The 23,406-nt window shown below is 61.1% G+C and carries 23 protein-coding genes; 9 read left to right on the top strand and 14 right to left on the bottom strand.

What is annotated here, in order from left to right; translation table 11 throughout:
• Positions 1-41: 41 nt before the first annotated feature.
• Positions 42-2,687: an aminopeptidase N gene (gene pepN, locus EKH79_RS18595; protein WP_126675337.1), complete on the bottom strand. Its 2,646-nt coding sequence runs from the start codon at positions 2,685-2,687 to the stop codon at positions 42-44.
• A gap of 67 nt (positions 2,688-2,754) precedes the next feature.
• Here pepN and EKH79_RS18590 point away from each other — a divergent pair, with 67 nt between their 5' ends.
• From EKH79_RS18590 to lptA, 6 genes are all read left to right on the top strand, one after another.
• Positions 2,755-3,762 carry an aldose 1-epimerase gene (locus EKH79_RS18590; RefSeq protein WP_126675336.1) on the top strand — a complete coding sequence of 336 codons (1,008 nt, stop codon included), beginning with the start codon at positions 2,755-2,757 and terminating at the stop codon, positions 3,760-3,762.
• On the top strand, positions 3,759-4,709 hold the full coding sequence (locus EKH79_RS18585; protein ID WP_126675335.1) for a pyridoxal-phosphate dependent enzyme: 951 nt from the start codon (positions 3,759-3,761) through the stop codon (positions 4,707-4,709). The genes EKH79_RS18590 and EKH79_RS18585 overlap by 4 nt, the downstream gene beginning before the upstream one ends.
• A 201-nt stretch (positions 4,710-4,910) precedes the next feature.
• Positions 4,911-5,711 carry a hypothetical protein gene (locus EKH79_RS18580; protein WP_126675334.1) on the top strand — a complete coding sequence of 267 codons (801 nt, stop codon included), beginning with the start codon at positions 4,911-4,913 and terminating at the stop codon, positions 5,709-5,711.
• 25 nt (positions 5,712-5,736) lie between these two features.
• Positions 5,737-6,480 (top strand): MHYT domain-containing protein, encoded by a 744-nt coding sequence (locus tag EKH79_RS18575; protein WP_126675333.1) that lies wholly within the window; start codon positions 5,737-5,739, stop codon positions 6,478-6,480.
• Positions 6,481-6,545: 65 nt separating this feature from the next.
• A complete protein-coding gene (locus EKH79_RS18570; protein WP_267900456.1) occupies positions 6,546-7,124 on the top strand; it encodes a DNA-3-methyladenine glycosylase I in 579 nt (192 codons plus the stop codon).
• A gap of 2 nt (positions 7,125-7,126) precedes the next feature.
• Complete coding sequence (gene lptA, locus EKH79_RS18565; RefSeq protein WP_233590394.1) at positions 7,127-7,735, top strand: lipopolysaccharide transport periplasmic protein LptA; 609 nt, start codon at positions 7,127-7,129, stop codon at positions 7,733-7,735.
• Positions 7,736-7,747: 12 nt separating this feature from the next.
• Here the strand turns inward: lptA and bioC are convergent, their stop codons facing one another.
• From bioC to bioB, 5 genes are read right to left on the bottom strand one after another with little or no spacing between them, the layout of a single operon-like run.
• Positions 7,748-8,629: a malonyl-ACP O-methyltransferase BioC gene (bioC, locus tag EKH79_RS18560; RefSeq protein WP_126675332.1), complete on the bottom strand. Its 882-nt coding sequence runs from the start codon at positions 8,627-8,629 to the stop codon at positions 7,748-7,750.
• Complete coding sequence (bioH, locus tag EKH79_RS18555; protein ID WP_126675331.1) at positions 8,626-9,399, bottom strand: pimeloyl-ACP methyl ester esterase BioH; 774 nt, start codon at positions 9,397-9,399, stop codon at positions 8,626-8,628. Before bioH ends, bioC begins: the two co-directional genes overlap by 4 nt.
• The gene (locus tag EKH79_RS18550; protein ID WP_126675330.1) at positions 9,396-10,172 is read right to left on the bottom strand and encodes a sulfurtransferase; all 777 of its coding nucleotides are present in this window, start codon (positions 10,170-10,172) and stop codon (positions 9,396-9,398) included. The genes bioH and EKH79_RS18550 overlap by 4 nt, the downstream gene beginning before the upstream one ends.
• Positions 10,173-10,200: 28 nt before the next feature.
• Positions 10,201-11,385 carry an 8-amino-7-oxononanoate synthase gene (bioF, locus tag EKH79_RS18545; protein ID WP_126675374.1) on the bottom strand — a complete coding sequence of 395 codons (1,185 nt, stop codon included), beginning with the start codon at positions 11,383-11,385 and terminating at the stop codon, positions 10,201-10,203.
• Positions 11,372-12,415 carry a biotin synthase BioB gene (gene bioB / locus EKH79_RS18540; RefSeq protein ID WP_126675329.1) on the bottom strand — a complete coding sequence of 348 codons (1,044 nt, stop codon included), beginning with the start codon at positions 12,413-12,415 and terminating at the stop codon, positions 11,372-11,374. Before bioB ends, bioF begins: the two co-directional genes overlap by 14 nt.
• 136 nt (positions 12,416-12,551) lie before the next feature.
• Here bioB and EKH79_RS18535 point away from each other — a divergent pair, with 136 nt between their 5' ends.
• Both EKH79_RS18535 and EKH79_RS18530 read left to right on the top strand, forming a co-directional pair.
• Positions 12,552-12,758: a hypothetical protein gene (locus EKH79_RS18535; protein ID WP_126675328.1), complete on the top strand. Its 207-nt coding sequence runs from the start codon at positions 12,552-12,554 to the stop codon at positions 12,756-12,758.
• A 15-nt stretch (positions 12,759-12,773) separates the two neighbouring features.
• On the top strand, positions 12,774-13,487 hold the full coding sequence (locus EKH79_RS18530; protein ID WP_126675327.1) for a ComF family protein: 714 nt from the start codon (positions 12,774-12,776) through the stop codon (positions 13,485-13,487).
• Between the two features lie 3 nt (positions 13,488-13,490).
• Here the strand turns inward: EKH79_RS18530 and ubiA are convergent, their stop codons facing one another.
• A complete protein-coding gene (gene ubiA, locus EKH79_RS18525; protein WP_233590399.1) occupies positions 13,491-14,384 on the bottom strand; it encodes a 4-hydroxybenzoate octaprenyltransferase in 894 nt (297 codons plus the stop codon).
• Positions 14,385-14,646: 262 nt separating this feature from the next.
• Between ubiA and EKH79_RS18520 the strand changes: the two genes are divergently transcribed.
• Positions 14,647-15,051: a VOC family protein gene (locus tag EKH79_RS18520; RefSeq protein ID WP_126675325.1), complete on the top strand. Its 405-nt coding sequence runs from the start codon at positions 14,647-14,649 to the stop codon at positions 15,049-15,051.
• Here EKH79_RS18520 and ilvA read toward each other — a convergent pair.
• From ilvA to leuD, 7 genes are all read right to left on the bottom strand, one after another.
• Positions 15,040-16,605, bottom strand: a complete 1,566-nt coding sequence (gene ilvA / locus EKH79_RS18515; protein ID WP_126675324.1) for a threonine ammonia-lyase, biosynthetic — start codon at positions 16,603-16,605, stop codon at positions 15,040-15,042. The two genes, EKH79_RS18520 and ilvA, sit on opposite strands and share 12 nt — an antisense overlap.
• On the bottom strand, positions 16,602-16,841 hold the full coding sequence (gene ilvN, locus EKH79_RS18510) for an acetolactate synthase small subunit (protein WP_126675323.1): 240 nt from the start codon (positions 16,839-16,841) through the stop codon (positions 16,602-16,604). Before ilvN ends, ilvA begins: the two co-directional genes overlap by 4 nt.
• Positions 16,842-16,858: 17 nt before the next feature.
• On the bottom strand, positions 16,859-18,727 hold the full coding sequence (gene ilvB, locus EKH79_RS18505) for a biosynthetic-type acetolactate synthase large subunit (RefSeq protein ID WP_126675373.1): 1,869 nt from the start codon (positions 18,725-18,727) through the stop codon (positions 16,859-16,861).
• 107 nt (positions 18,728-18,834) lie between these two features.
• A complete protein-coding gene (ilvC, locus tag EKH79_RS18500) occupies positions 18,835-19,851 on the bottom strand; it encodes a ketol-acid reductoisomerase (RefSeq protein ID WP_126675322.1) in 1,017 nt (338 codons plus the stop codon).
• Positions 19,848-21,566 carry a dihydroxy-acid dehydratase gene (ilvD, locus tag EKH79_RS18495; protein WP_126675321.1) on the bottom strand — a complete coding sequence of 573 codons (1,719 nt, stop codon included), beginning with the start codon at positions 21,564-21,566 and terminating at the stop codon, positions 19,848-19,850. Before ilvD ends, ilvC begins: the two co-directional genes overlap by 4 nt.
• An 11-nt stretch (positions 21,567-21,577) precedes the next feature.
• A complete protein-coding gene (leuB, locus tag EKH79_RS18490) occupies positions 21,578-22,669 on the bottom strand; it encodes a 3-isopropylmalate dehydrogenase (RefSeq protein ID WP_126675320.1) in 1,092 nt (363 codons plus the stop codon).
• Positions 22,666-23,250, bottom strand: a complete 585-nt coding sequence (gene leuD / locus EKH79_RS18485) for a 3-isopropylmalate dehydratase small subunit (protein WP_126675319.1) — start codon at positions 23,248-23,250, stop codon at positions 22,666-22,668. Before leuD ends, leuB begins: the two co-directional genes overlap by 4 nt.
• Positions 23,251-23,406 lie beyond the last annotated feature (156 nt).

The following is a 23,406-nucleotide window of genomic DNA, read 5'->3' as shown; positions in this document are numbered from 1 at the left end:
GGCGGCGGCCCTTTAGGGGTCGCCGTCCGCGATAAGGGCAGTCAGTGTTGCAGCACGTTTCCGATGATTTCGCTCAGATTGCGCGACAAGCCGCCACGCTGAGCTAACGCAACCAGTGCAGTGCGCGCCGCTTCGCGGCGTACTGATTCCAGACGTTGCCATCCGTTGAACGCCGTCGCCAATCGTGCCGCGATTTGCGGATTGAGTGCGTCCAGTTGCGCGAGCCGATCAGTGAGCAAGCGATAACCTTCGCCGTCGGTGCGATGAAAGCCGCTTGGATTGCCGCTGGCGAACGTGCCGAACAACGCACGCGCACGATTCGGATTTTTCAGCGTGAATGCCGGATCGATTTCCAGCGTTCTAATCGATGCGAGTGCTGCATCGCCCGGTACCTGTGCTTGCACGGTGAACCACTTGTCCAACGCGAGCGGATTGTCCGCGTAGCGTTCACGGAAGTGCGCAAGCGCTTTTGCTGCTTGCGGTGCACGTTGACGAACCAGCACACCCAAAGCGGCGAGGCGATCGGTCATGCCCGTCGCCGACTCGTATTGCTTGGCCGCCAGTGCGTGCGCTCCGTCGGCATCGACCAGCGCCAATAATTCGAGCACGCGGCGTTTGAGTTGGCGCTTGGCCTGATTCCCGGCGTCGAGTTTCAAGTCACCGCCCACGTTCAACGCGTGATAGCGCGCGTGTAGCGTCTCGATGCCGATATGTGCGGCCAGTCGTCGTTGCAACTCCTGCCGATGCGCATGAATTTTTGCGGGATCGACTTCCGTTTGGCGGTCGGCAAATTCGATTTCACCGGGCGGTGTCATCAGGTCGGCGAGCAAGGCATCGTCGATAGCACGACCGTGGAATAGCGACGCGAGCGCATCGCACCAGGCGCCGCACGCATCGTTGTCTGTTGGCGCATGCAGCGAGTCGAACGCAAGAAAAGCCAAATGCTGGCCAGCTTCCCAGCGATTGAAGCCATCGGGGTCGTGCGTCAGCAGCAACGCGAGTTCCGCCGGTGCGTAACCGTATTCCAGCAACACCGGTGCAGAGAAGCCACGCAGCAGCGATGGTACGGGTGGTGCGTCAATGTGACGGAAAACAATCGGCTGCGATGCCTTGCTGACGACCACGACCTTTTCCGTCTCGGGCGTTTGTCCGTCGGTATGCAAAGGCAGCACGTTGCCGCTGTGATCGAACAGCGAAAGCTTCACCGGAATGGGGAGCGGTGTTTTCTCCGGCTGGTTCGGCGTCGCGCGCGTGTGTTGCGACAGCGTGAGTGTGTATTCCTTGCGTGCTGCGTCGTATTCGCCATGCGCGTGCAGTCGTGGCGTGCCAGCCTGCCCGTACCAGCTCAAATAAGGCATCAAGTCGACGCTGTTGGCGTCACCCAGCGCGGACAGAAAATCCTCGATAGTTGCCGCCTGTCCGTCGTGGCGCTCGAAGTAAAGATCCATGCCGCGACGAAAGCCATCCGGGCCCAGGCTTCCGGCAAGCATGCGTACCAACTCCGCGCCTTTCTCGTAAACGGTCGCCGTGTAGAAATTATTGATCTCGCGATATTCGGCAGGCCGCACCGGATGCGCCAGCGGGCCTGCATCCTCCGGAAACTGTGCGCGACGCAGCAGTGACACGTCTTCGATGCGTTTCAGCGACGGCGAATTCATGTCGGCTGAAAACTGCTGTTCGCGAAACACCGTCAGGCCTTCCTTCAGCGACAACTGAAACCAGTCGCGGCACGTCACGCGATTGCCGGTCCAGTTGTGGAAGTATTCGTGCGCCACGACGGCTTCCACGGCACGATATTCCTCGTCCGTGCTGCTATCCGGATCGGCAAGCAGATATTTCGCGTTGAAGATGTTCAGCCCCTTGTTCTCCATCGCTCCCATATTGAAATCGTGGGTGGCGACGACGTGGAAAACATCGAGATCGTAGTTGCGGCCATACGCTTTCTCGTCCCAGCGCATGCAACGTTCCAGCGCGTCGAGTGCGTAGTGACAGCGATCGATGACATTTGCCTCGGACCACATCACCAGCGCGACGTTGCGGCCGTCGGCGGTGATGTAGTCACGTCGAATATTTTTCAGTCGGCCGGCGACGAGTGCGAAGAGATAGCTCGGCTTGGGGTGGGGATCGATAAAGCGCGCCCAGTGGCGACCGTGCTCAAGTTCGCCCGCGCCGTTCGGGTTGCCACCGGCAAGAAGCACGGGAAAACGTTCGCGGTCGGCGCGCAATGTCACGGTGTAACGCGCCAGCACATCCGGTCGATCCGGGAAAAAGGTGATGTGGCGAAACCCTTCGGCTTCGCACTGAGTCAGTAGGAAGCCGGTTTCGCGCGAGCCGGACAAATAAAGGCCTTCCAGCGCCGTATTCGCCGCGGGCTTCAAACGCACACGCGTCTCAAGCACGCTACCGTCTTTCGCGCCATCCACTTCCAGCACGCTGTCTTCGTGGCGATAGCTGTTGGCATCCAGTGCGCGGCCGTCGAGCGAAATTGCCAGCAATTCGAGCCCTTCACCGTCCAATCTCAGCGGCTGGGATTGTTCGGCGTCGCGACGAAGCACCAGTCGTGCGGTGACTTCGGCGGTGTCGATACCCAGATCGACATCGAGTTCAACTGTGTCGACCGACCACGGCGGGCGGCGGTAATCGCGCAGTCGGATGGGGGCGGCGGTGGTTTCGTTCACAAGGGTCATACTGCAGAAGGGCCGAGCAAGGACGGATCAGGCTAACATGCGGGTTTTCCCCGGCAGGAACAAGCGGATGAACGCATTCAGCATCGAGCAGGCGCGTCTGGGGACGCAAGATATCGTGATTCTCCGCGACGCCGCGCGAGAGCGCTCGGTGCGGTTCGCACGCCATGGCGCGGCATTGATCAGCCTGGAGCAGACCATCGGCGGCACGGTGCATCAGCTCGCCGACGGTTACCGCGACGCCGCCGAGATCGAGAGCCGTCCGAGTTCGCGCTACGCGATCATGGCGCCGTTCGCCAATCGTATCGACGATGCTCGCTACACGTTCAACGGTCAGTCCTACGATTTGCAGCCGGGCGTGCAGGGTGCGGAGCGCGCCGCCAGACATGGCTTCGTGCGTGGCGTGGATTTCGATATCGCCGCATTGCATGCCGACGCGCAATCTGCGCAGGTCACGTTTACAACGTCCGTTATCCGGCCCGGCAAGTTCGCAGGTTATCCGTTCGCCATCGATCTGGCGGTGACTTTTGCGCTTGATGCCAGCGGTTTGTCGCTGGTGGCGCGCATGCGCAATGTCGGTGACAAGGCGGCACCTTGTTTCTTCGGCTGGCATCCGTACTTTCGCGTCGGTGACAGTAGCGTCGACACCTGGGAACTAGAGATTCCAGCAACGAGCTTCATTCGGATGAACGCCGATGCCATTCCATTGGCCGGTACGGAGGCTTATCAGCCGCTCGACGACGCTCCACGTGCATTAGATTTTCGCCACGCCAAACCTATCGGCGCGACAAAGATCGATAACGCTTACGCCCATCTCGTTTACGGCGCGGATGGACGCGCACACGCACGTCTGCGCGATCCGGCGAGCGGCATACGCATCAGCGTCTGGCAGGAAAAGGGTGTGACGCTCGCATTTACCGCCGATACGGTGACGCGTGACGTCCGCCGCTCCGTTGCACTCGAGCCAATGGAAAGCATGTCCAACGCATTCAATCGTCCCGATTGCGCGGACGCGATTCGCCTGGAGCCCGGTGCCGAACGCGAATTCCGTTGCGGTGTGGAGATCGCTGTCGCATGAGTGTTCCGTTGCCGACGATGGATCAGATCCGCGATGCAGCTGCACGCATTGCGCCTTACGCCGTATTGACGCCTGTATTGCGCAACGCCACGCTCGACGAATTGGTCGGCGCGCAGCTGTTTTTCAAATGCGAAAACCTGCAACGTGGCGGTGCCTTCAAATTTCGCGGCGCCTGCAATGCTGTGTGGTCGCTCTCCGATGAAGAGGCGGCGCGTGGCGTCGTGACGCATTCGTCTGGCAATCACGGCAATGCACTTGCCATGGCGGCGGCCACGCGCGGTATTCCTGCGCACGTCGTGGTGCCGGAAGGCGCGGTGCTCGCCAAACTCCAGGCCATCGAAAAAGCAGGGGCCATCTTGCATCGTTGCGCAGCGACGACTGCAGCACGCGAAGCAAAAGCGGCGGAAGTGCAGCAGGCGACCGGCGCCATTCTGGTTCACCCGTATGCCAACACGCAGGTAATGGCCGGGCAGGCTACGGCCACCTTGGAGTTGCTGCGCCAGTCCGACGGCCTGGATATGCTCATCACGCCCATTGGCGGCGGCGGATTATCCAGCGGCAGCGCGATTGCTGCACACGGCATCGATCCAACCATCAAGGTATTCGGTGCCGAACCGGCTGGCGCCGACGATACTGCGCAATCGCTCGCGCGTGGCGCACGCATCGACCACTTCACGGCGAATACCGTTTGCGATGGGTTGCGCACCCTTGTTGGCGAATCGAACCTCGAAGCACTGCGTGCGCATCGTGTCGACGTGATCACCGTCACCGACGAAGAGAGCATCGCTGCGATGCGCGAACTGTGGCGTTCGCTCAAGCTGGTGGTGGAAGTATCCAGCGCCACGGTCTTCGCGGCCGTACTCAAACAGCGCGAGCGTTTCGCAGGCAAGCGTGTCGGCCTGGTGCTGACCGGCGGCAATGTGGATCTGGATGCGCTGCCCTGGTAGCAGCACGCAAGCGGCGTGATCGAACGTGCTTGCGATCATGTTGTGATCTACGCCCGAAAAATCTGCAAGATTCGCGCCAGAAATGTCATCGCGTGTTTTTGTGCGTGGTGAATCATGATGTCAATCACGCTTTCCTTTTTTTAAATCACTCATCCTCCCGGCTCACAATCTGATCCCAGCATCGAGCAACAGGGGGGCCTTATGGTCGAGCTGGAAATACAGGTCCACTCTGACCGCAGAGAGGGCCTGCTCACCGAGCTTGGGCACGTTGTCGTCACCAATCATTTTTCGCTGTTGCGACAGCGGCTGACACAGGACAGCCGCGGTGCCTGGCTGTCCATGCTCGTGCGCGGCCCCGCCGAGCAACGCTTTGCGCTGGAAGAAATGCTTGGGACACATACGCGTGTGTTGAGCTTTGAAGCGGCACTCGCTGGCGAAGTGACACCTCTATCGGCACCGGTGGCACACATTCCAAGAATTACCGAAACGATGGCCCAGCCGGTGGTGGAAGAACCTGCGCCGATGCCGGAACCGCCCGTCGCACCTACTGCGCCGGTAACGCCGGATATTTCTCAGGTCGAGCACATCTTGCCCAAGCTCGCGCAGGACTATCCGCACATCTATCCGTGGCTTGTTGCGCTGGAAAACAGCGTCGCCGATTCGGTGCGCGAATCCTCGTTGATATTGGCCGGACGACGCACCGGCGCGTGGGTCTACAAACGCGACTACGCGATGGGCGCCAAGCTGAGCCTGAGCGATGCGATCAAGCGCATCGGCGTGCCGGCGCTGAAGCTGCTCGCGGACATCGAACAACACGGCGTGCACATCAATATTCTCAATAGTCCCTTGTGCACGCCGGGTGTGCAGTCGGGCTGCAAGTTCTACGGCGGTTATCTGGAAGGTTTGCTCGGCGCATCCGTCACGCCCAAAAAAGTATTCGTTCGACATCTGAGCTGCCGAAGCGCCGGAGCGGCTCACTGCAGTATGGAAATCTCACATTGATCGCGTCATTCCGGGGGGAACCGACATGCCTATGCCGATGAGTTACAACTGGCTGCTCGTGCTGTTGTCGTACGCCGTTGCAGTGCTCGGTTCATTCACCGCGTTGCAGCTCGCCGTGGCCATTCCGCTGGCGCGCAATCAGCGCCAGAAAACCGCAGCGGTCGCCATGGCGGGAGGCGCCATGGGGCTTGGCGCCATCTGGGCGATGCACTTTATCGCGATGCTTGCGTGCGACAGCGGTATGGATGTGACGTACGACCCGGCCATCACCGCACTATCGGCCGTCGTGGCATTCGCAGCCTGCTCCGGCGGTTTGCTGCTGGTCGGCGATGGGCAATTCAGCTGGCTGAAATTGGCGGGAGCGGGAACCTGCATGGGCGTCGGCGTGGCTTCCATGCATTACCTCGGCATGGCGGCGATGATGATGCCGGCCACGGTGAACTACGATTACGGCGTAGTGTTCCTCTCCTTTGTCATCGCCGTGGCCGCATCGATGGCCGCGCTGTGGCTCGCGTTCAATCTTCGCGGTCCGCTGCAGATGATCGGCAGCGCATTGGTGATGGGCGTCGCCGTGTGTGGCATGCATTACACCGGCATGGCCGCGGCGACCTTCGAGGACAACGGCGGTCAGGTGCCCGATGGTTATGCCGACGGTCTGCGCGTGGGTAATCTGGGCGTCACCATCTTCGTGATCACCGCCACCTTGCTGGGTTTGACGCTGGTGCTTCATTACTGGCGCCAGCGCTACCGTTCCAGCCTCAGCATTTAAGGATTCCTCACCATCCTCCGCTGCGTGGCGTTATTCTGTTCTCCTGGGACCAAGGGAGAACGGCAGTGACGTCACGCATTCGCTGCCATTGGGCGGCCGACGGTGAGCTGATGCAGTCGTATCACGACACCGAATGGGGCGCCCCGTTGCATGACGACCGCGCACTGTTCGAGTTTCTCTGCCTGGAAGGCGCGCAGGCCGGACTTTCCTGGCGCACCGTGCTGCAAAAGCGCGAAAACTATCGGCGCGCGTTTCATCACTTCGACATCGCCCGCGTCGCCGCCATGAAGGATCGCGAGCTGGAAAAGCTCCTGCTCGATCCGGGACTTATCCGCAATCGCCTAAAAATCACGGCGGCGCGCGATAATGCCAAAGTAGCGCTGGAAGTCATCGATGAATTCGGCAGCCTCGATGCGTACCTCTGGTCGTTCGTGAATGGCAAATCCATTCAGAACCGCTGGCGAAGCAAGGGTGATGTGCCTGCGAGCACGCCCGTGTCGGATACGATGAGCAAGACGCTCAAGAAGCGTGGCTTCCGGTTTGTCGGCACGACCATCTGCTATGCCTTCATGCAAGCGACCGGCATGGTCAACGATCACGTCACTGAATGTTTCAGATTCAAAGCCTGCGGAGGAAAGCCTTAATCATGAGCTCACTAAATTTCCCCTCTCGCATGCGTGCTGCCCGGGGCGTTCTGCTGGTCAGTGCGACAGCTGTTTTTGCGCTGGCCGCCGCATCGGCTTACGCCAAAACCGGCGACCGCAATCAGCCGATGAACACCGCGCAGGATCATCTCGACGGTTTCAATGCGCCCAACACCATCACCACGCTAACCGGCAACGTGGTGGTCACGCAGGGCACGATGAAGGCAAAAGGCGACGTCGCCAAAATCTATCTGGATGCCGATACGCAGGTCAGCCGCATCGTCATGACCGGCAAGCCGCATGCGCATATCGAGCAGCTGGACGACGACAACAACCTCATGACGGGCGAGGCGCCCACGCTCGATTACGACAACATCAACGGCATTGCGGTGCTTTATCCGAATGCGGTTGTCACCGAGCAGAACACCGGCGAAGCCCGCGCGGACAAGATCACCTACGACACCAACACCACGCACTTCACGGGGGTGGGCAATGTCAGCGCAATTTATTATCCGAAGCAAAAAACGGGAAAAGACGCGCCGGCACAACCTGGCAATGCGAAGTCCTCTTCAGCTGACGGCGCAGCAGCCGAGCCCGCTGCGCACACGTAAGTCTGGCGGCGCTTAGCGCCGACGCGAGCCGCGCAAGCTGTCGAGAGAGAAGCTTGCAATCTCGCCGCCGTCTTTCCCGCGGCGCGACTGGCCCGGCGGAGGACCCCAGGCGTGTGCCGTCACCACCTCCCACGTGGCGGGAATGCGACCATCGACACGCATCGCTTCGTAAGCTGCCAACATGCGCTGAAAGTGATGCTTGCCCGTTAGCGCGCGTTCGCGACCACGGTCAGCGTGTGTTGCGCCCAAACCCTTGAGTTCGCGCAGCAACGCTTTGGGTTCACTGTACGTCAGTGTGTACCGATCTACGTCCAGCACCGGATCGCGCAGACCAGCGGCGATCATCGCGTCACCTACATCATGCATATCCAGAAACCGGCTGACGTGGGAATGCTGATCGACAGAAGCCCACGCAGCACGCAATTCGCGCAAGGTATCGGGACCGAAGGTGGAAAACAGCAGCATGCCGCCGGGTTTCAGTACGCGCGCACATTCGCCGAACAGCGCGGAGAGATCGTCGATCCACTGAAAGCACAGGTTGGAATGCAATATGTCGACGCTGTGATCGGGCAGCGGCAACGCTGTCGCCTCACCGCACACGCGCACGAAAGGCTTCAGCCAACCGGTATGCGCCTTCGCGGCATGCAGCATGGGTAGTGCGGCATCGACGGCGATTAGCTGTGCTTTGGCATAACGTTTCTTCAGCATTGCGCTGCCGCGGCCTGTACCGGCACCGACGTCGATGATGCGTTCGGGTTGCTGCAGATAGAAATCGAGGCGCTCCAGCAGCAACTGCTGCACTTCGCGCTGCAACGCATCGTGTTGTTCGTAGCTCGCAGCGGCGTGGCCGAAGTTGGCACGCACGCGTTGGATATCGACGTGAAAGTCGCTCATGGATTTGCCTCAAGCCAGGGCAGCAGCGTCTGCGCAACGGCATCGGCGTGACTTAGAAAAGGCGCATGTCCGGCATGCGCAACGACGTGGAATTCGCCGTGGCTCGTATCGGCGGACCACTGCATGGCGTCGGGGTGAACAAGGCGATCAAGACGTCCAGCGGTCCACCAGCTATTTCCTGCTTTCAAAGTCGGCAAGCTGGCGCGCAGATCCGTTTCATCCAGGATGCGAATGCCTTCCTGCAGTACGCGCATGTTCGGTTCGCCGCGCGAAAACACTTCGGCACGCAAACGGCGCAATTCGCCGCGCGGATCGGGGCTGCCCATGACTTCCAGTGCAAGGAAACGCTCGATGGTGGCGTGGTAATCCGTTTCCAGATCCGTGGCCAACTGCTGCACAAGTGCGGGATCTCTGCCATGCGGCCAATCGGCTGCACTGGTGAAGCGCGGTGTCGCGCAAAGCATGGCCAGCCCGCGTACGTGATCCGGAAGATTCACCGCGGCACTCAACGCAACAAGGCCACCCAAGGACCAGCCGAGCCACGTAGCGGGCGGCGTGGCGTCGGCAATCGCACGTGCGCAGATATCCGGCTGCAGCGGCAGCGTGCTGTCACGCGAATAACCGTGGCCGGGAAGGTCGACCAGATACATCGTGCAGTGCTCTTGCAGCGCTTCAACCAGTGGCGCGAAAACGCCGCCGTGCATGGCCCAGCCGTGAATCATCACCAGCGGTATCGTGCCGCTGCCATGAACCTCGACGTGCAGGCTCATGTGGAAGTCGCCTTGGTGCCATCTCCCGCATCGGGAGGCGAGATCGGTGCAGGCTCAAGCGCTTTGTCTACTGCACCGCGTTCGTCAAAGACGAAACAATCGCCGTGCCAGTGCGCACCGCCCACTTCTTCGAAGTATTTCAGGATGCCGCCTTCCAGCTGAAACACGCGCTGCATGCCGATGTCCTGCATGTGCAACACGGCCTTCTCGCAGCGGATGCCGCCGGTGCAATACGACACGACGGTTTTGCCGTCGTAACGCGATTGATCGTCAGCCAGCGCGGCGGGCAATTCGGTGAAGCTCGCAATGCGATAGTCAACGGCGTGGGGAAACATGCCGACGTCGGTTTCATACGTATTGCGTGTATCGAGCAACACGACTTCGTGACCGTCGTCATCGTGTCCCTGATCGAGCCAGCGTTTGAGTGTGGCTGGGTCTACGGCAGGCGCACGGCCACCTTCCGGCCGAATCGTGGGCTGGCGCAAGGTGATGATTTCTTTTTTCAGACGCACACGCATGCGTTTGAACGGCACGTCGTCGGAAACCGATTCTTTCGCTTCCAGACCGGCGAAGCGCGAGTCTTCGCGCAGCCATGCCAGGAACGCATCGATCGCGTCGCGCGAGCCCGCAAGAAACAGGTTGATGCCTTCGGGCGCGAGCAAGATGGTGCCCTTCAGTTCCAACGCCTCGCATTGGGCAAGCACGCGTGTGCGCAGCGCTGGCAGATCGTCCAGGCTGACGAAGCGATAGGCGGAGATGTTCAGGATCGACATAGGAGAGGCAGGGATGCTTGAAACGCAATTATACCGGGGCGTGTGCGAGCCGCAGGGATTGGAGCGCCTGCAGCAGCTGGTCGACGTGCGCGTCTTCGTGCGCGGCGGATAGGGTGATACGCAACCGCGCTTGCCCCTGGGGCACGGTAGGTGGGCGGATCGCGACGACTAGCAAGCCTTTTGCTTCCAGGGCGCGCGAAGCCTCCAGCGCGCGTTGCGAATCACCTATCAAAAGCGGCTGAATGGCCGTGCGCGAAGGCATCAGCGGTAACCCGAGCTCACTTGCGCCACGGCGAAAGCGCTGGATCAGATGCTGAAGTTTTTCGCGACGCCAGCTTTCCTGGCGTGCCAGATTCACTGCGCAGTGTGTCGCTGCCGCGAGCGCAGGTGGCATGGCCGTGGTGTAGATGTAGGTGCGTGCAAACTGGATCAGGCCATCGATAAGCGCGGCGGAACCGGCGACAAATGCGCCGCTGCATCCCAGTGCTTTGCCTAATGTCGCCATCAGCACGGGAACGTCGCGCTCGCTCAAGCGCGCTTCGGTAATGCTTCCCGCGCCATCGTCACCGAGTACGCCTAGTCCGTGCGCGTCGTCGACCATCAACGTTGCGCCTTCGCTTGCGCAAAGCGAAGCAAGCTCACGCAAAGGTGCAATATCGCCGTCCATGCTGAAAACACCGTCGGTGGCCAGCAAGGCGCAACCTTCAGTTTGGCCTTGCAGTTGACGTGATGCCGCTTCGACATCGGCATGCGGGTAACGCTTGAGCGCTGCGCCAGCGAGCTGCGCGCCGTCGAGCAGGCACGCATGATTGAGTTTGTCCTGCACGCACAGTTCGCCGCGTTCGAGCAGTGCCTGGACGACGCCCAGGTTGGCCATGTAGCCGGTGGAGAAGAGTAGCGCGCGTTCGCGCCCCGTCCATTCGGCCAGCGTTTCTTCCAGCGCAGCATGCTCGCGACGGTGGCCGCAGATCAGATGGGCCGATCCGCTGCCGACGCCGCTCGCATCGGCAGCCTGCTTCAATGCGGCGACCGGCCCGGGATGCTGCGCCAAACCCAGATAGTCGTTGCTGCAGAACGAAAGAAGGCGGCGTCCGTCGCTTTCGATAAACGCACCGTCGGTTTGCGTGATCGTACGCAGGCGTCGTAGTAATTGAGCCTGCGCACGTTCGGCCGTCTGAGCGGCCAATCGTTCGATCAGATCAGGCCGCGGCACTGCAGCCACAGCCTTGCCCGCAGCTCGCTGCTTCCGTTTCGACAATGTCTGCGTGCACGGTGCCAGCTTCTTCGACCACTTCCAACGCGTGCAGATCGAGGCGGCGGAACAGCGCGCGATCGTGTTCGACTTCCGGGTTGCCTGTGGTCAGCAGTTTTTCGCCGTAGAAAATGGAGTTGGCACCGGCGAAGAAGCAGAGTGCCTGCACCGCATCGTCCATTTGCTGGCGGCCTGCGGATAAACGCACCATCGAGGCGGGCATCAAGATGCGCGCGACGGCAATCGTGCGTACGAACTCGAACGGATCGAGCGCATCGGTACCGTAAAGCGGTGTGCCTTCCACTTGCACCAGCTGATTGATCGGCACCGACTGCGGATGCTCGGGCAGTGTGGCGAGCGTCTGCAGCAAACCGGCGCGCTGCTCGCGCGATTCGCCCATGCCGACGATGCCGCCGCAGCAGGTTTTCAAACCCGCTTCGCGAATATGTTCGAGCGTGTCGAGACGATCCTGATACTCGCGCGTGTGGATGACCTCGCCGTAAAACTCCGGCGCGGTGTCCAGATTGTGGTTGTAGAAATCCAGACCGGCGTGCTTGAGCGTTTGTGCTTGCGTGTCGGTCAGCATGCCGAGCGTGGCGCACGTCTCCAGGCCGAGTGCTTTCACCGCCGAGACGATTTCCGCCACCTGGGCGACGTCACGATCTTTTGGGCTGCGCCATGCCGCGCCCATGCAGAAGCGGCTGGCCCCGGCATCCTTCGCCGCCTGCGCGCGCGCGACCACTGCGTCAACCGCCATCAGTTTTTCCGCCTTGACCCCGGTGTGATAACGCGCAGCCTGCGGACAATACCCGCAATCCTCGGGGCAGCCGCCGGTCTTGATCGAGAGCAGGGTGGAAACCTGCACTGCGTTGGGGTCGTGGTTGGCGCGATGCACGCCATGCGCCCGATGCAGCAATTCGTTGAAAGGCAGGGCGAACAGCGCGACGACTTCGTCGCGGGTCCAGTCGTGGCGAAGAGCGGCTACGGACATAGGCTGGGAAATCCACAAAATACGCGGCGTATAAGTGTGGAAGTGCCCCGGAAGGCTGTCAACTAGATACGCCACGGAATGGTTGACGCCCCCGAACCCGTTACCATGGCGTCACCACCCATCAAGGACGCGATTCATGAGTGCAGGTCAGGGCAGTACGGGCAATGTCATCGCCGCGGTATGCAGTTTCTTCATCCCCGGCCTGGGGCAGCTGGTGCAGGGGCGATTGCTCAAGGCGATCGTCATGTTTGTGTTGGCAGCGGCGCTGTGGGTGATCTGGATGGGCTGGATCATTCACCTTTGGTCGATCATCGACGCGGCGCTCTACAAACCCGGCAACTGAGGTAAGTCCTTGCGCATGGATGCGCTGAATCGATTGACCGACCCGCTGCGCCGATGGCTGATTCCTTGGCGTTGCCTGCTGTGCGCGGATGCCGGAGCCGAGGGCGTCGATCTTTGTCCCGCATGTATCGCGGAATTTCCGCGCAATACGCACTGCTGCGAACGCTGCGCGCTGCCACTTCCTTTGTCTGCGCCACTATGCGGCCAATGTCAGCGCAAGGCACCGCGGTGGGATGCAGCGTGGGCGCCGTTTCGTTATGCGTGGCCGCTTGATCGTCTGGAAACACGCTTCAAGTTCGGTCGCGATCTTGCAGCGGGCCGGGTTCTTTCAACGTTGTGGGAAGGCGAGGCGCGACGATTGCCGTTGCCGCAATTTATCGTGCCCGTTCCGCTGCATAAGCAACGCCTTCGGGAGCGTGGCTACAATCAGGCGCTGGAATTAGCAGCGCCGCTGGCGCGTGCGTTGAATGTGCCTTATCGCCTTGATGTTCTAGAGCGCGTGCGGAATACCGGCGCGCAGACGACGTTGAATGCGGCGGAGCGTCGCCGCAATTTGAATGCCGCGTTTGCATTGCGCAAAGGTGTCGAGCTGCCGCCGCACATCGCGCTGCTGGACGATGTATTCACGACGGGCACCACGTTGGCCGAATGCACAAAAGTGCTGAAACGCGCGGGGGTTGCACGCGTCGATGTCTGGGCACTCGCGCGCGCACCGATTCCCGGTCGTTGAAAATCAACGCACGGCCAGTGCCAGTGCGATACCGATCCAGACCGTCAAGCCGAGCCAGTTGTTGTGGCGAAATGCCTTCAGGCAGGCGTCGCGCTCGCGGTTGCGAATCAACCACAGCTGCCATCCAAACAGTGCCACCGCACCGACGATGCCCAGCCAAAACGGCCATTCAAGTTTTGCGCGCGTGCCGACCATCACCAGGGCAATGACGAAGGTCCCCATCAGCACACCGATGATCGGCACATCGGCATCGCCGAACAAAATGGCGGTGGAACGTGCACCCGCCTTGATATCGTCGTCGCGATCGACCATCGCGTATTCGGTGTCGTAAACCACCGACCACAGAATGTTGGCAATAAACAGCAGCCACCCGACCGGCGGCACGGTGTTTTGAATCGCTGCAAATGCCATCGGAATCGACCAGCCGAACGCTGCGCCGAGAACGACCTGCGGCAGGTCGGTATATCGCTTTGTAAACGGATACAGCGCTGCGAGGGCAGCGCCGATGAAGGAAAGTTTGATCGTCAGCGGATTGGTCAGCAGCACCAGCAGAAAGGCAAAAGCCAGCAACGCAAGGAACACGATCAGGGCTTCGCGTGGCGTAACCCGCCCGGCGGCGATCGGCCGGCCGGCGGTGCGGGCCACCTGTGGATCCAGGTTGCGATCTGCGTAATCGTTAATGGCGCAACCGGCCGCGCGCATGGCAAAAACGCCAAGCGTGAAAATCAGCCACGGCTTCCAAGGCGGAAAATCATTGGCGGCCAGCCATAGCGCCCACCACGTCGGCCACAGCAGCAAGAGTGCGCCGATCGGCCGATCCATGCGCGTAAGTACAAGAATGTCGCGCACTTTTTCGCGGTAGGCCTCCGGCAGTTTCTGCAGCAACCAGTCCAGCACGCGCGAAGCATGCGTGGAGCTGTCGGCCGGCTGCGGTACCTTACGCACCGTCGGCGGGATGGGCCGGGTGCGGTTAACAGTCGGTGCCGAAGGAGTGCGCCTTGGACGTTTGCGAGAAGTCGGTGCCATCCCACAAGTGTAACGTGCTGCTCTTACCGGGAAAGTGTGCCGAATCCCACCGGGCCGCGCTTTGATGTAGATTGCCCGCCAGCAGGTGAACGGTCTAGGATCGACCATTACGCTTGGGGGAGTTGGGTTATTCATGGTCGGGTCCATCAGTCACATCGCACTGATCGTGCGTGATCCTGCGCGCACGGCAGAATTATTTGCCGGTGTCCTTGGCGCCCGAATCGTTCCGCCTCGTCCCGATGACGACGGTCACCCGCAAAGCTTTGCGAAATTCGGCGGCCTGTGGTTCGTGCTGCGTCAGGGCGATGGCCCTTCCGTGCGTAATGGCGACCACATTTCACTGCATGTCAGCCAGGACGAATTGACCGCCTGCGCGGACAAGCTTACGACGTTCGACGTCGAGCACTACATGGCGCGGAAAGACACCGCGCTGTATTTCACCGACTACGACAACCACGTGTTCGAGTTGAACGTGGATGCTTCTCTCGATGAAGTGCTTGCTGGCTGCGCGCAGCAGACGTACACGTTACACGCGTAACAGCAGCCGGTAAGCCGGATTGTCGCTTTCGTCGATGTATCGATAGCCAAGCGTAGTGAGGAATCGCTGAAATAACGCGTCTTCGCTCGGCGGCACCTGAATACCCACCAGAATGCGCCCGTAGTCGGCGCCGTGATTCCGGTAATGGAACAGGCTGATATTCCAGTCAGGATGCATGCGCTCGAGAAAACGCGCCAATGCGCCCGGGCGTTCCGGAAAGTCGAAGCGATAAAGCCGCTCATCGTGTGCCAGCGACGAACGGCCGCCGATCATGTGGCGAAGGTGAAGCTTGGATAGTTCGTCGTCGGTGAGATCGAGCACACCGAAATCGTTGTCGCGAAATGCGTTCGCCAAAGCCGCGCGCTCGCCGCGCTGTGCCGTTTGAATGCCCACAAAGATATGTGCGGCGCGTGCATCGCCGATGCGGTAATTGAACTCGGTGATGGCGTGCTGGCCCAACGCATGGCAAAAGCGCCGAAAGCTGCCGCGCTGCTCGGGGATCGTCACAGCAAATACGGCTTCGCGTTGCTCGCCGACTTCCGCGCGCTCGGCAACAAAACGCAGGCGATCGAAGTTCATGTTGGCGCCGGACACGATGGCAACGAGCGCGCCGTCGCAATGGCCGTGTGCCGCGGCGTATTGTTTGAGACCGGCCAGTGCCAATGCACCGGAAGGCTCAGGCACGCTTCGCGTGTCCTGATAAATGTCGCGGATGGCGGCACAGATGGCGTCCGTATCCACGCGCAGCATGCCGTCGACGTATTGCTGGCAAAGCGAAAACGTCAGCGCGCCCACTTGCTTGACGGCCGTGCCGTCGGCGAACAGGCCCACATCCTCGAGCACAATGCGTTCGCCCTTGTCGAGTGCGCGGACCATGGCGTCGGCGTCGCACGCTTGTACGCCGAACACGCGCACATCCGGTCGCCGCGCTTTGATCACTGACGCGACGCCAGCCAGAAGGCCGCCACCGCCTACGGGCACAAAAACGGCATGCAAGGGGCCGGGGTGTTGATCCAGCAATTCGAGCGCAACGGTGGCCTGGCCGGCGATGACATCGGGGTCGTCGAACGGATGCACGAAGGTTGCGTCCAAGGCATCGCGAAGACGCTGTGCTTCGGTCTGCGCGTCACTGTACGAATCGCCAGCCAGCACCACGTCGACGAAGTTTCCGCCGAAGCGCCGCACGGCGTCGACTTTGACTTGTGGCGCGGTGACGGGCATGACAATGGTGGCTCGGATACCCAAACGAGAAGCCGCCAGCGCTACGCCTTGCGCATGATTGCCAGCGGATGCAGCGATCACGCCTTTGGCTCGCTGCACCTCATCGAGTTGCGCCATGCGGTTGTACGCGCCGCGCAGCTTGAAGGAAAAGACAGGTTGTTGATCCTCGCGCTTCAGCAGCACGGATGCGCCAATTCGCGTGGATAACAACGGCGCCAGATCCAGCGCCGTGTGTTCGGCAACCTCGTACACACGAGCGGCTTCAGCTCGGCGCAATACAGATGCTGCGGTCAGTACTGGATCGCTTTCGGCATGCGAGGGCCTTGCGTTCATGCGTGCGTGGGATGTTCGACCTGCAGGACATCGACGAGTTTGCGTGTCTGCTGCACGATCTGCGTCAGGGCTGCGTCGTCGCCACGCAACGTCAACGTCAGGCGCGAAACGGCAGGGTCGGCTGTCGCGGCAACGGTCAGCGTATCGATGTTGTGACCACGTGCGGCGAACAGACCCGCCACGCGCACCAATGCACCGGCTTCGTTCTGCAGAAGAATGGACAACGTGTGTTGCATGATGGATTCCAGTCAGATCAGAACATGTCGGTGGCCGCCGCATCGGCTGCTTTCGGAGCCGTGCGTGCGGGAATGAAGTCGCCGGTGATCATCTGTGCGTAGTTGGCGCCAGGGCCAACCATCGGATACACGCCGGCATCGGGGTCGATCATCACTTCCAGAAAAGCGGGGCCGTCGAAGGCGAGAAATTCGGCGATCGTTGCGGCAAGTTCGTCGCGCTGTTCCAGGCGGCGCGCCCACGCGAATCCATCCGCTTCGGCTGCACGCACGAAATCCTTGCGATGCAGGCTTTTATCGGACGAGGCGAAGCGGCCTTTGAAAAACAGCTTCTGCCATTGACGCACCATGCCGTCGCCGACGTTATTCAGCACGACGATCTTCAATGGAAGCCCATACGTGGTCACGGTTTCCAACTCGCCCAGATTCATGCGAATGCTGGCGTCGCCATCGATGTCGATGACCAACGCATCGCGTCTGGCAAATTGCGCGCCGATGGCGGCGGGAAGACCGAAACCCATCGTCCCCATCGAGCCGGAGGTGAGCAGATGCCGCGGTGCGCAGAAATCGAGGTATTGCGCCGCCCACATCTGATGCTGGCCGACGCCGGTGCTGACGATGGCGCGGCCTTGCGCGTGACGGTTGATTTCTTCCAGCACCGCGTAGGGCTGGATCAGCGCGCTGTCGCGGTCGTAGTTCATCGCGTGATCGCGCTTGAGTGCCGCGACATGCGCGTGCCAATCCGACAGCGACAAGCTGTAATCGTGTGTTTTTCCGAAACGGGTAAGACGTTGCAAGGCGCGGTCGAGAGGGCCGATGTGATGCCAGTGCGCCTGTTTGACCTTGTTGATTTCGGCAGGGTCGATATCGATATGCGCCACGAATTTCGCGCGCGGCGCGAACTGCGTGGGAACGCCGGCCACGCGATCATCAAAACGTGCACCGAGCGCCAGCAGGAAATCGCAATCTTCCACTGCGTAATTCGCGTACGCCGTGCCATGCATGCCGAGCATGTGCAGCGCAAGCGCGTCGGTCGTGTCGTAGCCGCCGATGCCCATCAGCGTGGTAGTAACGGGCAGACCAAATGCATCGACAAAGGCTTTCAAGGCCGCAGCTGCGCCACCCGCAACGACTCCACCGCCCGCATAGATCAGCGGACGCTTCGCACGCGACAGCGCCTCGAAGAAGAGCTTGCAATCTTCATCGGCAAGCGAGGCTTGCTCAATGGCACGCAGGCGTGCGCGGTAACCCGGCAACGCCAATTCGCCTTCGCCTTTGAAAGTCATCGTGGTGTTCTGGATATCCTTGGGAATATCCACGACCACCGGTCCTGGCCGCCCGCTGCGTGCAATGGTGAACGCGGTGCGCATGGTTGCTTCAAGTTGCGATGCATCGGTCACCAGAAACACATGCTTGGCGCAGGAACCCATGATGTTGCTGATGGGCGCTTCCTGGAAGGCGTCGCTGCCGATGGCTTGCGTTGCGACCTGTCCACAGATCACCACTAGCGGAATCGAATCCGCCGTCGAGTCGCGCACGGGCGTCACCATGTTGGTGGCGCCTGGGCCCGACGTCACCACCGCCACGCCAACCTTGCCCGATGCGCGCGCATAACCGGCGGCCATGAAACCTGCGCCTTGTTCGTTCGCGGGAACGATCAACGGCATGGGTTCGCTGCCATCAGGTTTGATGTGTTCGGCGTTGTGACGGAACACTGCATCGTACACCGGCAGAATCGCGCCGCCGGAATAGCCGAATAGCACATCGACGCCTTCATCCGCCAAGACCTGTACGACGACATCCGCACCGCTCAGCGACGTCCCGGTCAGCGGATGGCGCGAGATGCCCGGTTCGGCATCCGCAGCGGAGGAAGATTTCAGCAGCGGCATATTCACAACGGTCCCTTGGTGACGATCAAACAGTGCCGATAAAAAAAGCCGCAGCGCTCTCTCGCCGGAGTCCTTGGGGAAGGGAGATGAGAGAGCGCTGCACGGTGTCAACCCACTTTCTTCAGCTGGGGCTGCTCGGCTTTCGCGCCGGCTTGCAGCCACGGCATGCGCGCACGCAGCTTTGCGCCAACCTGCTCGATCGGATGATCGAGGTCGGCTTGCTTCAGCTTCTTGTAGTTCGGCAGGCCCGCTTTGTATTCGGCAATCCAGTTGCGCGCGAAGGTGCCGTCCTGAATGTCCGTGAGCACGCCCTTCATGCGTTCTTTCGTCGCCGAATCCACAATGCGCGGACCGCTGACGTAATCGCCGTACTGCGCGGTTTCCGACACGAACTGCAGCATGCGCGTGATGCCGCCCTCGTAGAACAGATCCACGATCAGCTTCAGTTCGTGCAGCACTTCGTAGTAGGCAATTTCAGGCTGATAGCCCGCTTCGACCAGTGTTTCAAAACCCTTGATGACCAGTTCGCTCGCGCCGCCGCACAACACAGCCTGCTCGCCGAAAAGATCGGTTTCGGTTTCTTCCTTGAAGTCGGTCTTGATCAGCATGGCGCGTGCGCCGCCGATGCCGGCTGCATACGCCTTGGCTTTGTCTTCGGCGTGACCGGTCTTGTCCTGGTGCACGGCATACACGCATGGAACGCCGCGGCCGCGTTCGTATTCGCTGCGAACCAGTGCGCCCGGACCTTTCGGTGCGACGAGAATCACATCAATGTCGCTGCGTGGTTCGATCTGCTTGAAGTGCACGTTGAAGCCGTGTGCAAACAACAGTGCAGCACCGGCCTTGATGTTCGGTTCGATCGATTCTTTGTACAGAGTCGGCTGCACCATATCCGGGGTCAATACAGCGACCAGATCGGCATCGCGCACCGCTTCGGCAGGTTCCACCACATGGAAGCCATCGGCGACGGCTTTGCTCCAGGTCGGCCCATTCGGGCGCAGGCCGATCACAACATCCAGGCCGGAGTCTTTGAGATTGAGCGCGTGGGCGCGGCCCTGGCTGCCATAGCCGAGAACGGCGATGCGCGCCTTGGCGAGCATATCGGTAGTTGCGGTGGTGCTCATGCGGGAACTCCTGCTTGGGTCTCTGTCGAGGTATGTCGTTGAGTGGAATGCGGTGTGGCGACGGCGGTGCGCGGATGCGTCGTTGCGCCGTCCGAGGCAGAGCCGACCAGCTGCGCGTACTTGGCGAGTGCACCGTGCGTGACTTTCGCGGCGGGCGCCTTCCAGCTGGCGCGCCGGCTTTCCAGATCGGCATTCGTGCGCAGCTCACGGTGGTCGCCATCGATGAAGATGCGATCGCCGTCGCGCAGCAATGCAATCGGTCCGCCGCGTGCGGCTTCGGGTGCGATGTGGCCGACCATGAAGCCGTGCGTGGCGCCGGAGAAGCGGCCGTCAGTGATCAGGCCGACGTCGTTGCCGAGTCCGCGTCCGACCAGCGCGGCCGTGACGCCGAGCATTTCGCGCATGCCAGGGCCGCCAGCGGGACCTTCGTTGCGAATGACGATGACGTCACCTGGTTTGATCTTTCCGCCTTGCACGGCGGCGAAGGCTTCCTCCTCGCTTTCAAACACGCGCGCGATACCTTCGAAGTGATTGGCGCCTTTGCCGGCGAGTTTGAGAATGCAGCCTTCCGGCGCGAGATTGCCGTACAGAATCGAGTAGCCACCACGTGGTTTGAGCGGCTTGTTCACCGGATGCACGACATCCTGTTGCTCGGCGCGCGGTGCCTTCGCGCATTCTTCAAACAGCTGCACGCCGGTGACCGTCGGGCGATCTTCGAGCATGCCGGCGGCGATGAGTTCCTGCGCCACGCGCGCACTGCCGCCTGCGCCGAACAATTCCACGGCGGTATAGCGGCCGCCGGGCAGCAAGTCGGCAATGACAGGCGTGTGCACGGATGCCGGTTCGAAATCCTCGATCGTCCATGGCACGCCTGCTTCGCGTGCGATCGCCAACAAGTGCAGCACGGCATTCGTCGAACCGGCTGTCGCAGCGACCATGCGTGCAGCGTTGCGGAATGCGGTGACATCGAGAATGTCGAGTGGCTTGCGGTCCGCGCGCAGACAATCCATCACCAGCTCGCCGCAGCGAAAGGCAGCGTGTGCTTTCGCAGGATGCGTGGCGGGAATGTCGTTGAAACCCATCGGCGACAAGCCGAGCGCCTGCATCACCATGGCCATCGTGTTCGCGGTGAACTGTCCACCACACGCCCCTGCGCCGGGGCATGCATCTTTCTCGACGGCGGCGAGTTCCGCATCATCGATCTTGCCTGCGCCATGCGCGCCGACTGCTTCGAACACCTGCTGAATCGTGATCGGATGATTGTTGTGCGTGCCATGCGCAATGCTGCCGCCGTACAGCGCAACAGCTGGAATGTTCAAACGCGCCATCGCCATCGCGGCGGCCGGAATGGTTTTGTCGCAGCCGCAGAGCACCACCATCGCATCCAGGCAGTGACCGTCCACGGCCAGCTCGATGGAATCGGTAATCACTTCACGGCTGATCAGCGACGCACGCATGCCTGGCGTACCCATCGCGATGCCATCGGTCACGGCAATGGTGTTGAATTCGATAGGTGTGCCACCCGCTGCACGGATACCCGCCGCTGTGTGCTCGGCCAGCTCGCGTAAATTGAGATTGCACGGGCTGACGTTGGACCACGTGTGCACGACGGCAATGAGTGGCTTGGAGATATCGGCATCCTGCAAACCCGTGGCGCGCAACATGGCACGAGCGGGTGCACGATCCGGACCGGTTTTGATGAGATCGCTTCGCATCGTTCCCTCGCTCAGCCGCACGCGCGCAAGCCGCACAGGAAGGCGGGCGTTGCCACATCATCCAATGCGCTGATCACTGCATCACGCAATTGCGTGGTAGTTGCGTTGCCACTCAAATCGCGGCTGTACGGTCCGTTGGAGAGCACTTGGGCAACGGCAGCTTCGACGGTCGTCGCTTCGATCTCCAGTTCCAGCGAGTGACGCAACAACAACGCTGCCGAAAGAATCGCGCCCAGCGGATTGGCGATGCCCTTGCCGGCGATATCCGGTGCGGAGCCATGAATGGGTTCATACAGACCCACTTTGCCTGCACCGAGCGACGCCGAAGGCAGCAAGCCCAGCGAGCCAGCGAGTGCGGCTGCTTCGTCGGTGAGAATGTCGCCGAACAGGTTTTCGGTTACGACAACGTCGTAACGCGACGGCTGCGTCAGCAACAGCATGGCCATTGAATCGACCAGCTGATGTTCGAGTTTGACGTCGGGATAATCGGCTGCGATACGCTGCACGGTGCTGCGCCACAGACGTGATGTCTCGAGCACATTGGCCTTGTCGACCGACGTGACATGTTGACGGCGATCACGCGCCAGTTCGAACGCGCGGTGTGTGACGCGCTCGATTTCCGCGACGGTGTATTTGCATTCATCGGTGGCAGCGTCTTCCGTGCGCGTCTTGGCGCCGAAGTAGGCGCCGCCGGTGAGTTCGCGCACGAACAACACGTCGACATTCTTCAGCTTCTCGTTCTTCAGCGGCGAGAACGACGCGAGCGCCGGATGCACCTGCAGCGGGCGCAGGTTGGCGAATACGCCCAGCGCAGCACGCAACGCGAGCAAGCCTTGTTCCGGACGAACTTTCGCGTGCGGGTCGGACCATTTCGGACCGCCAACTGCGCCCAGAAACACGGCATCGGCTTTCTTGCACGCTTCAAGCGTGGAAGCGGGCAGCGGTTGGCCGGTCGCATCGATGGCACAACCGCCAATGGCATGCGATTCGAATTCGAAGGTATGACCGCTGCGCTCGGCGACAGCTTTCAGTACGGCAACAGCCGCATCGGTGACTTCCGGACCCACGCCATCGCCGGGCAGGGTAACGATACGCGCTTTCATGCTGCCTTCTCCTGTTGCTGTTCGTAGTGTGTGATTGCGTTGTTTTGCTGAAGCAGAAAACCGAGTTGATCGACGCCGTTGAGCAGGCAGTGCCGGGCGAATGCCTCAAGCTGGAAGCGGATGCGTCCGCCATCGGGCAGTTCGATCGCCTGCTCGCGCACGTCGATGGACAGTTCGATGCCGGGGTTCTTGAGCAACCAGTGGTGCTCCGCTTCTTCGAGCACGATGGCGAGCAAGCCGTTTTTCAGCGCATTGCCGCGGAAGATGTCGGCGATCTCGCTGCACAGCACGGCTTGAATGCCGTAATCGAGCAACGCCCACGGCGCGTGTTCGCGCGACGAGCCGCAGCCGAAATTGCGGCCGGCGACAAGAATGCTGCAGCCACGTGCTTCGGGTTTGTTGAGCGGGAAATCCGGGTTATCGCCACCGTCTTGCGTGTAGCGCCAATCCTGAAAGCAATATTTGCCCAGACCGCTACGCTCGGTCGTGGTGAGAAAGCGCGCGGGAATGATGCGATCGGTATCGATGTTTTCATCGACGAGAACCGCGGTGCGCGAGTGAATGCGTGTAACGGCCTTCATGAAAAAACTCCTGCGACGATGCAAAGACGACGTATTGCCCCTCCCCCTGCTTGCAGGGGGAGGTTGGGAGGGAGTTGCACGAGCTGGCCTCGGTTTGTGCGCTTTACCCCTCCCCAACCCTCCCCTGCGTGCAGGGGAGGGAGTGATGCGCGGTGG

Origin of the sequence: Dyella dinghuensis, assembly GCF_003977615.1 — a bacterium.
In the GTDB taxonomy this organism is placed as follows: Bacteria; Pseudomonadota; Gammaproteobacteria; order Xanthomonadales; family Rhodanobacteraceae; genus Dyella_B; species Dyella_B dinghuensis.
Note: the sequence above shows the minus strand (reverse complement) of the source record. Positions and strands in the feature narration are given on the sequence as shown.

Excerpts from the sequence above, each read along its gene's own strand:
- ilvB (WP_126675373.1), bottom strand. The coding sequence starts at position 18,727 with ATGCCGCTGCTGAAATCTTCCTCCGCTGCGGATGCCGAACCGGGCATC.
- ilvN (WP_126675323.1), bottom strand. The coding sequence starts at position 16,841 with ATGCAACACACGTTGTCCATTCTTCTGCAGAACGAAGCCGGTGCATTG.
- EKH79_RS18535 (WP_126675328.1), top strand. The coding sequence starts at position 12,552 with ATGAGTGCAGGTCAGGGCAGTACGGGCAATGTCATCGCCGCGGTATGC.
- EKH79_RS18520 (WP_126675325.1), top strand. The coding sequence starts at position 14,647 with ATGGTCGGGTCCATCAGTCACATCGCACTGATCGTGCGTGATCCTGCG.
- EKH79_RS18550 (WP_126675330.1), bottom strand. The coding sequence starts at position 10,172 with ATGTCGATCCTGAACATCTCCGCCTATCGCTTCGTCAGCCTGGACGAT.
- ilvD (WP_126675321.1), bottom strand. The coding sequence starts at position 21,566 with ATGCGAAGCGATCTCATCAAAACCGGTCCGGATCGTGCACCCGCTCGT.
- EKH79_RS18580 (WP_126675334.1), top strand. The coding sequence starts at position 4,911 with ATGGTCGAGCTGGAAATACAGGTCCACTCTGACCGCAGAGAGGGCCTG.
- pepN (WP_126675337.1), bottom strand. The coding sequence starts at position 2,687 with ATGACCCTTGTGAACGAAACCACCGCCGCCCCCATCCGACTGCGCGAT.
- EKH79_RS18530 (WP_126675327.1), top strand. The coding sequence starts at position 12,774 with ATGGATGCGCTGAATCGATTGACCGACCCGCTGCGCCGATGGCTGATT.
- EKH79_RS18575 (WP_126675333.1), top strand. The coding sequence starts at position 5,737 with ATGCCTATGCCGATGAGTTACAACTGGCTGCTCGTGCTGTTGTCGTAC.
- leuB (WP_126675320.1), bottom strand. The coding sequence starts at position 22,669 with ATGAAAGCGCGTATCGTTACCCTGCCCGGCGATGGCGTGGGTCCGGAA.
- bioH (WP_126675331.1), bottom strand. The coding sequence starts at position 9,399 with ATGAGCCTGCACGTCGAGGTTCATGGCAGCGGCACGATACCGCTGGTG.
- leuD (WP_126675319.1), bottom strand. The coding sequence starts at position 23,250 with ATGAAGGCCGTTACACGCATTCACTCGCGCACCGCGGTTCTCGTCGAT.
- EKH79_RS18590 (WP_126675336.1), top strand. The coding sequence starts at position 2,755 with ATGAACGCATTCAGCATCGAGCAGGCGCGTCTGGGGACGCAAGATATC.
- bioB (WP_126675329.1), bottom strand. The coding sequence starts at position 12,415 with ATGTCCGTAGCCGCTCTTCGCCACGACTGGACCCGCGACGAAGTCGTC.
- EKH79_RS18585 (WP_126675335.1), top strand. The coding sequence starts at position 3,759 with ATGAGTGTTCCGTTGCCGACGATGGATCAGATCCGCGATGCAGCTGCA.
- lptA (WP_233590394.1), top strand. The coding sequence starts at position 7,127 with ATGAGCTCACTAAATTTCCCCTCTCGCATGCGTGCTGCCCGGGGCGTT.
- ilvA (WP_126675324.1), bottom strand. The coding sequence starts at position 16,605 with ATGAACGCAAGGCCCTCGCATGCCGAAAGCGATCCAGTACTGACCGCA.
- bioC (WP_126675332.1), bottom strand. The coding sequence starts at position 8,629 with ATGAGCGACTTTCACGTCGATATCCAACGCGTGCGTGCCAACTTCGGC.
- ilvC (WP_126675322.1), bottom strand. The coding sequence starts at position 19,851 with ATGAGCACCACCGCAACTACCGATATGCTCGCCAAGGCGCGCATCGCC.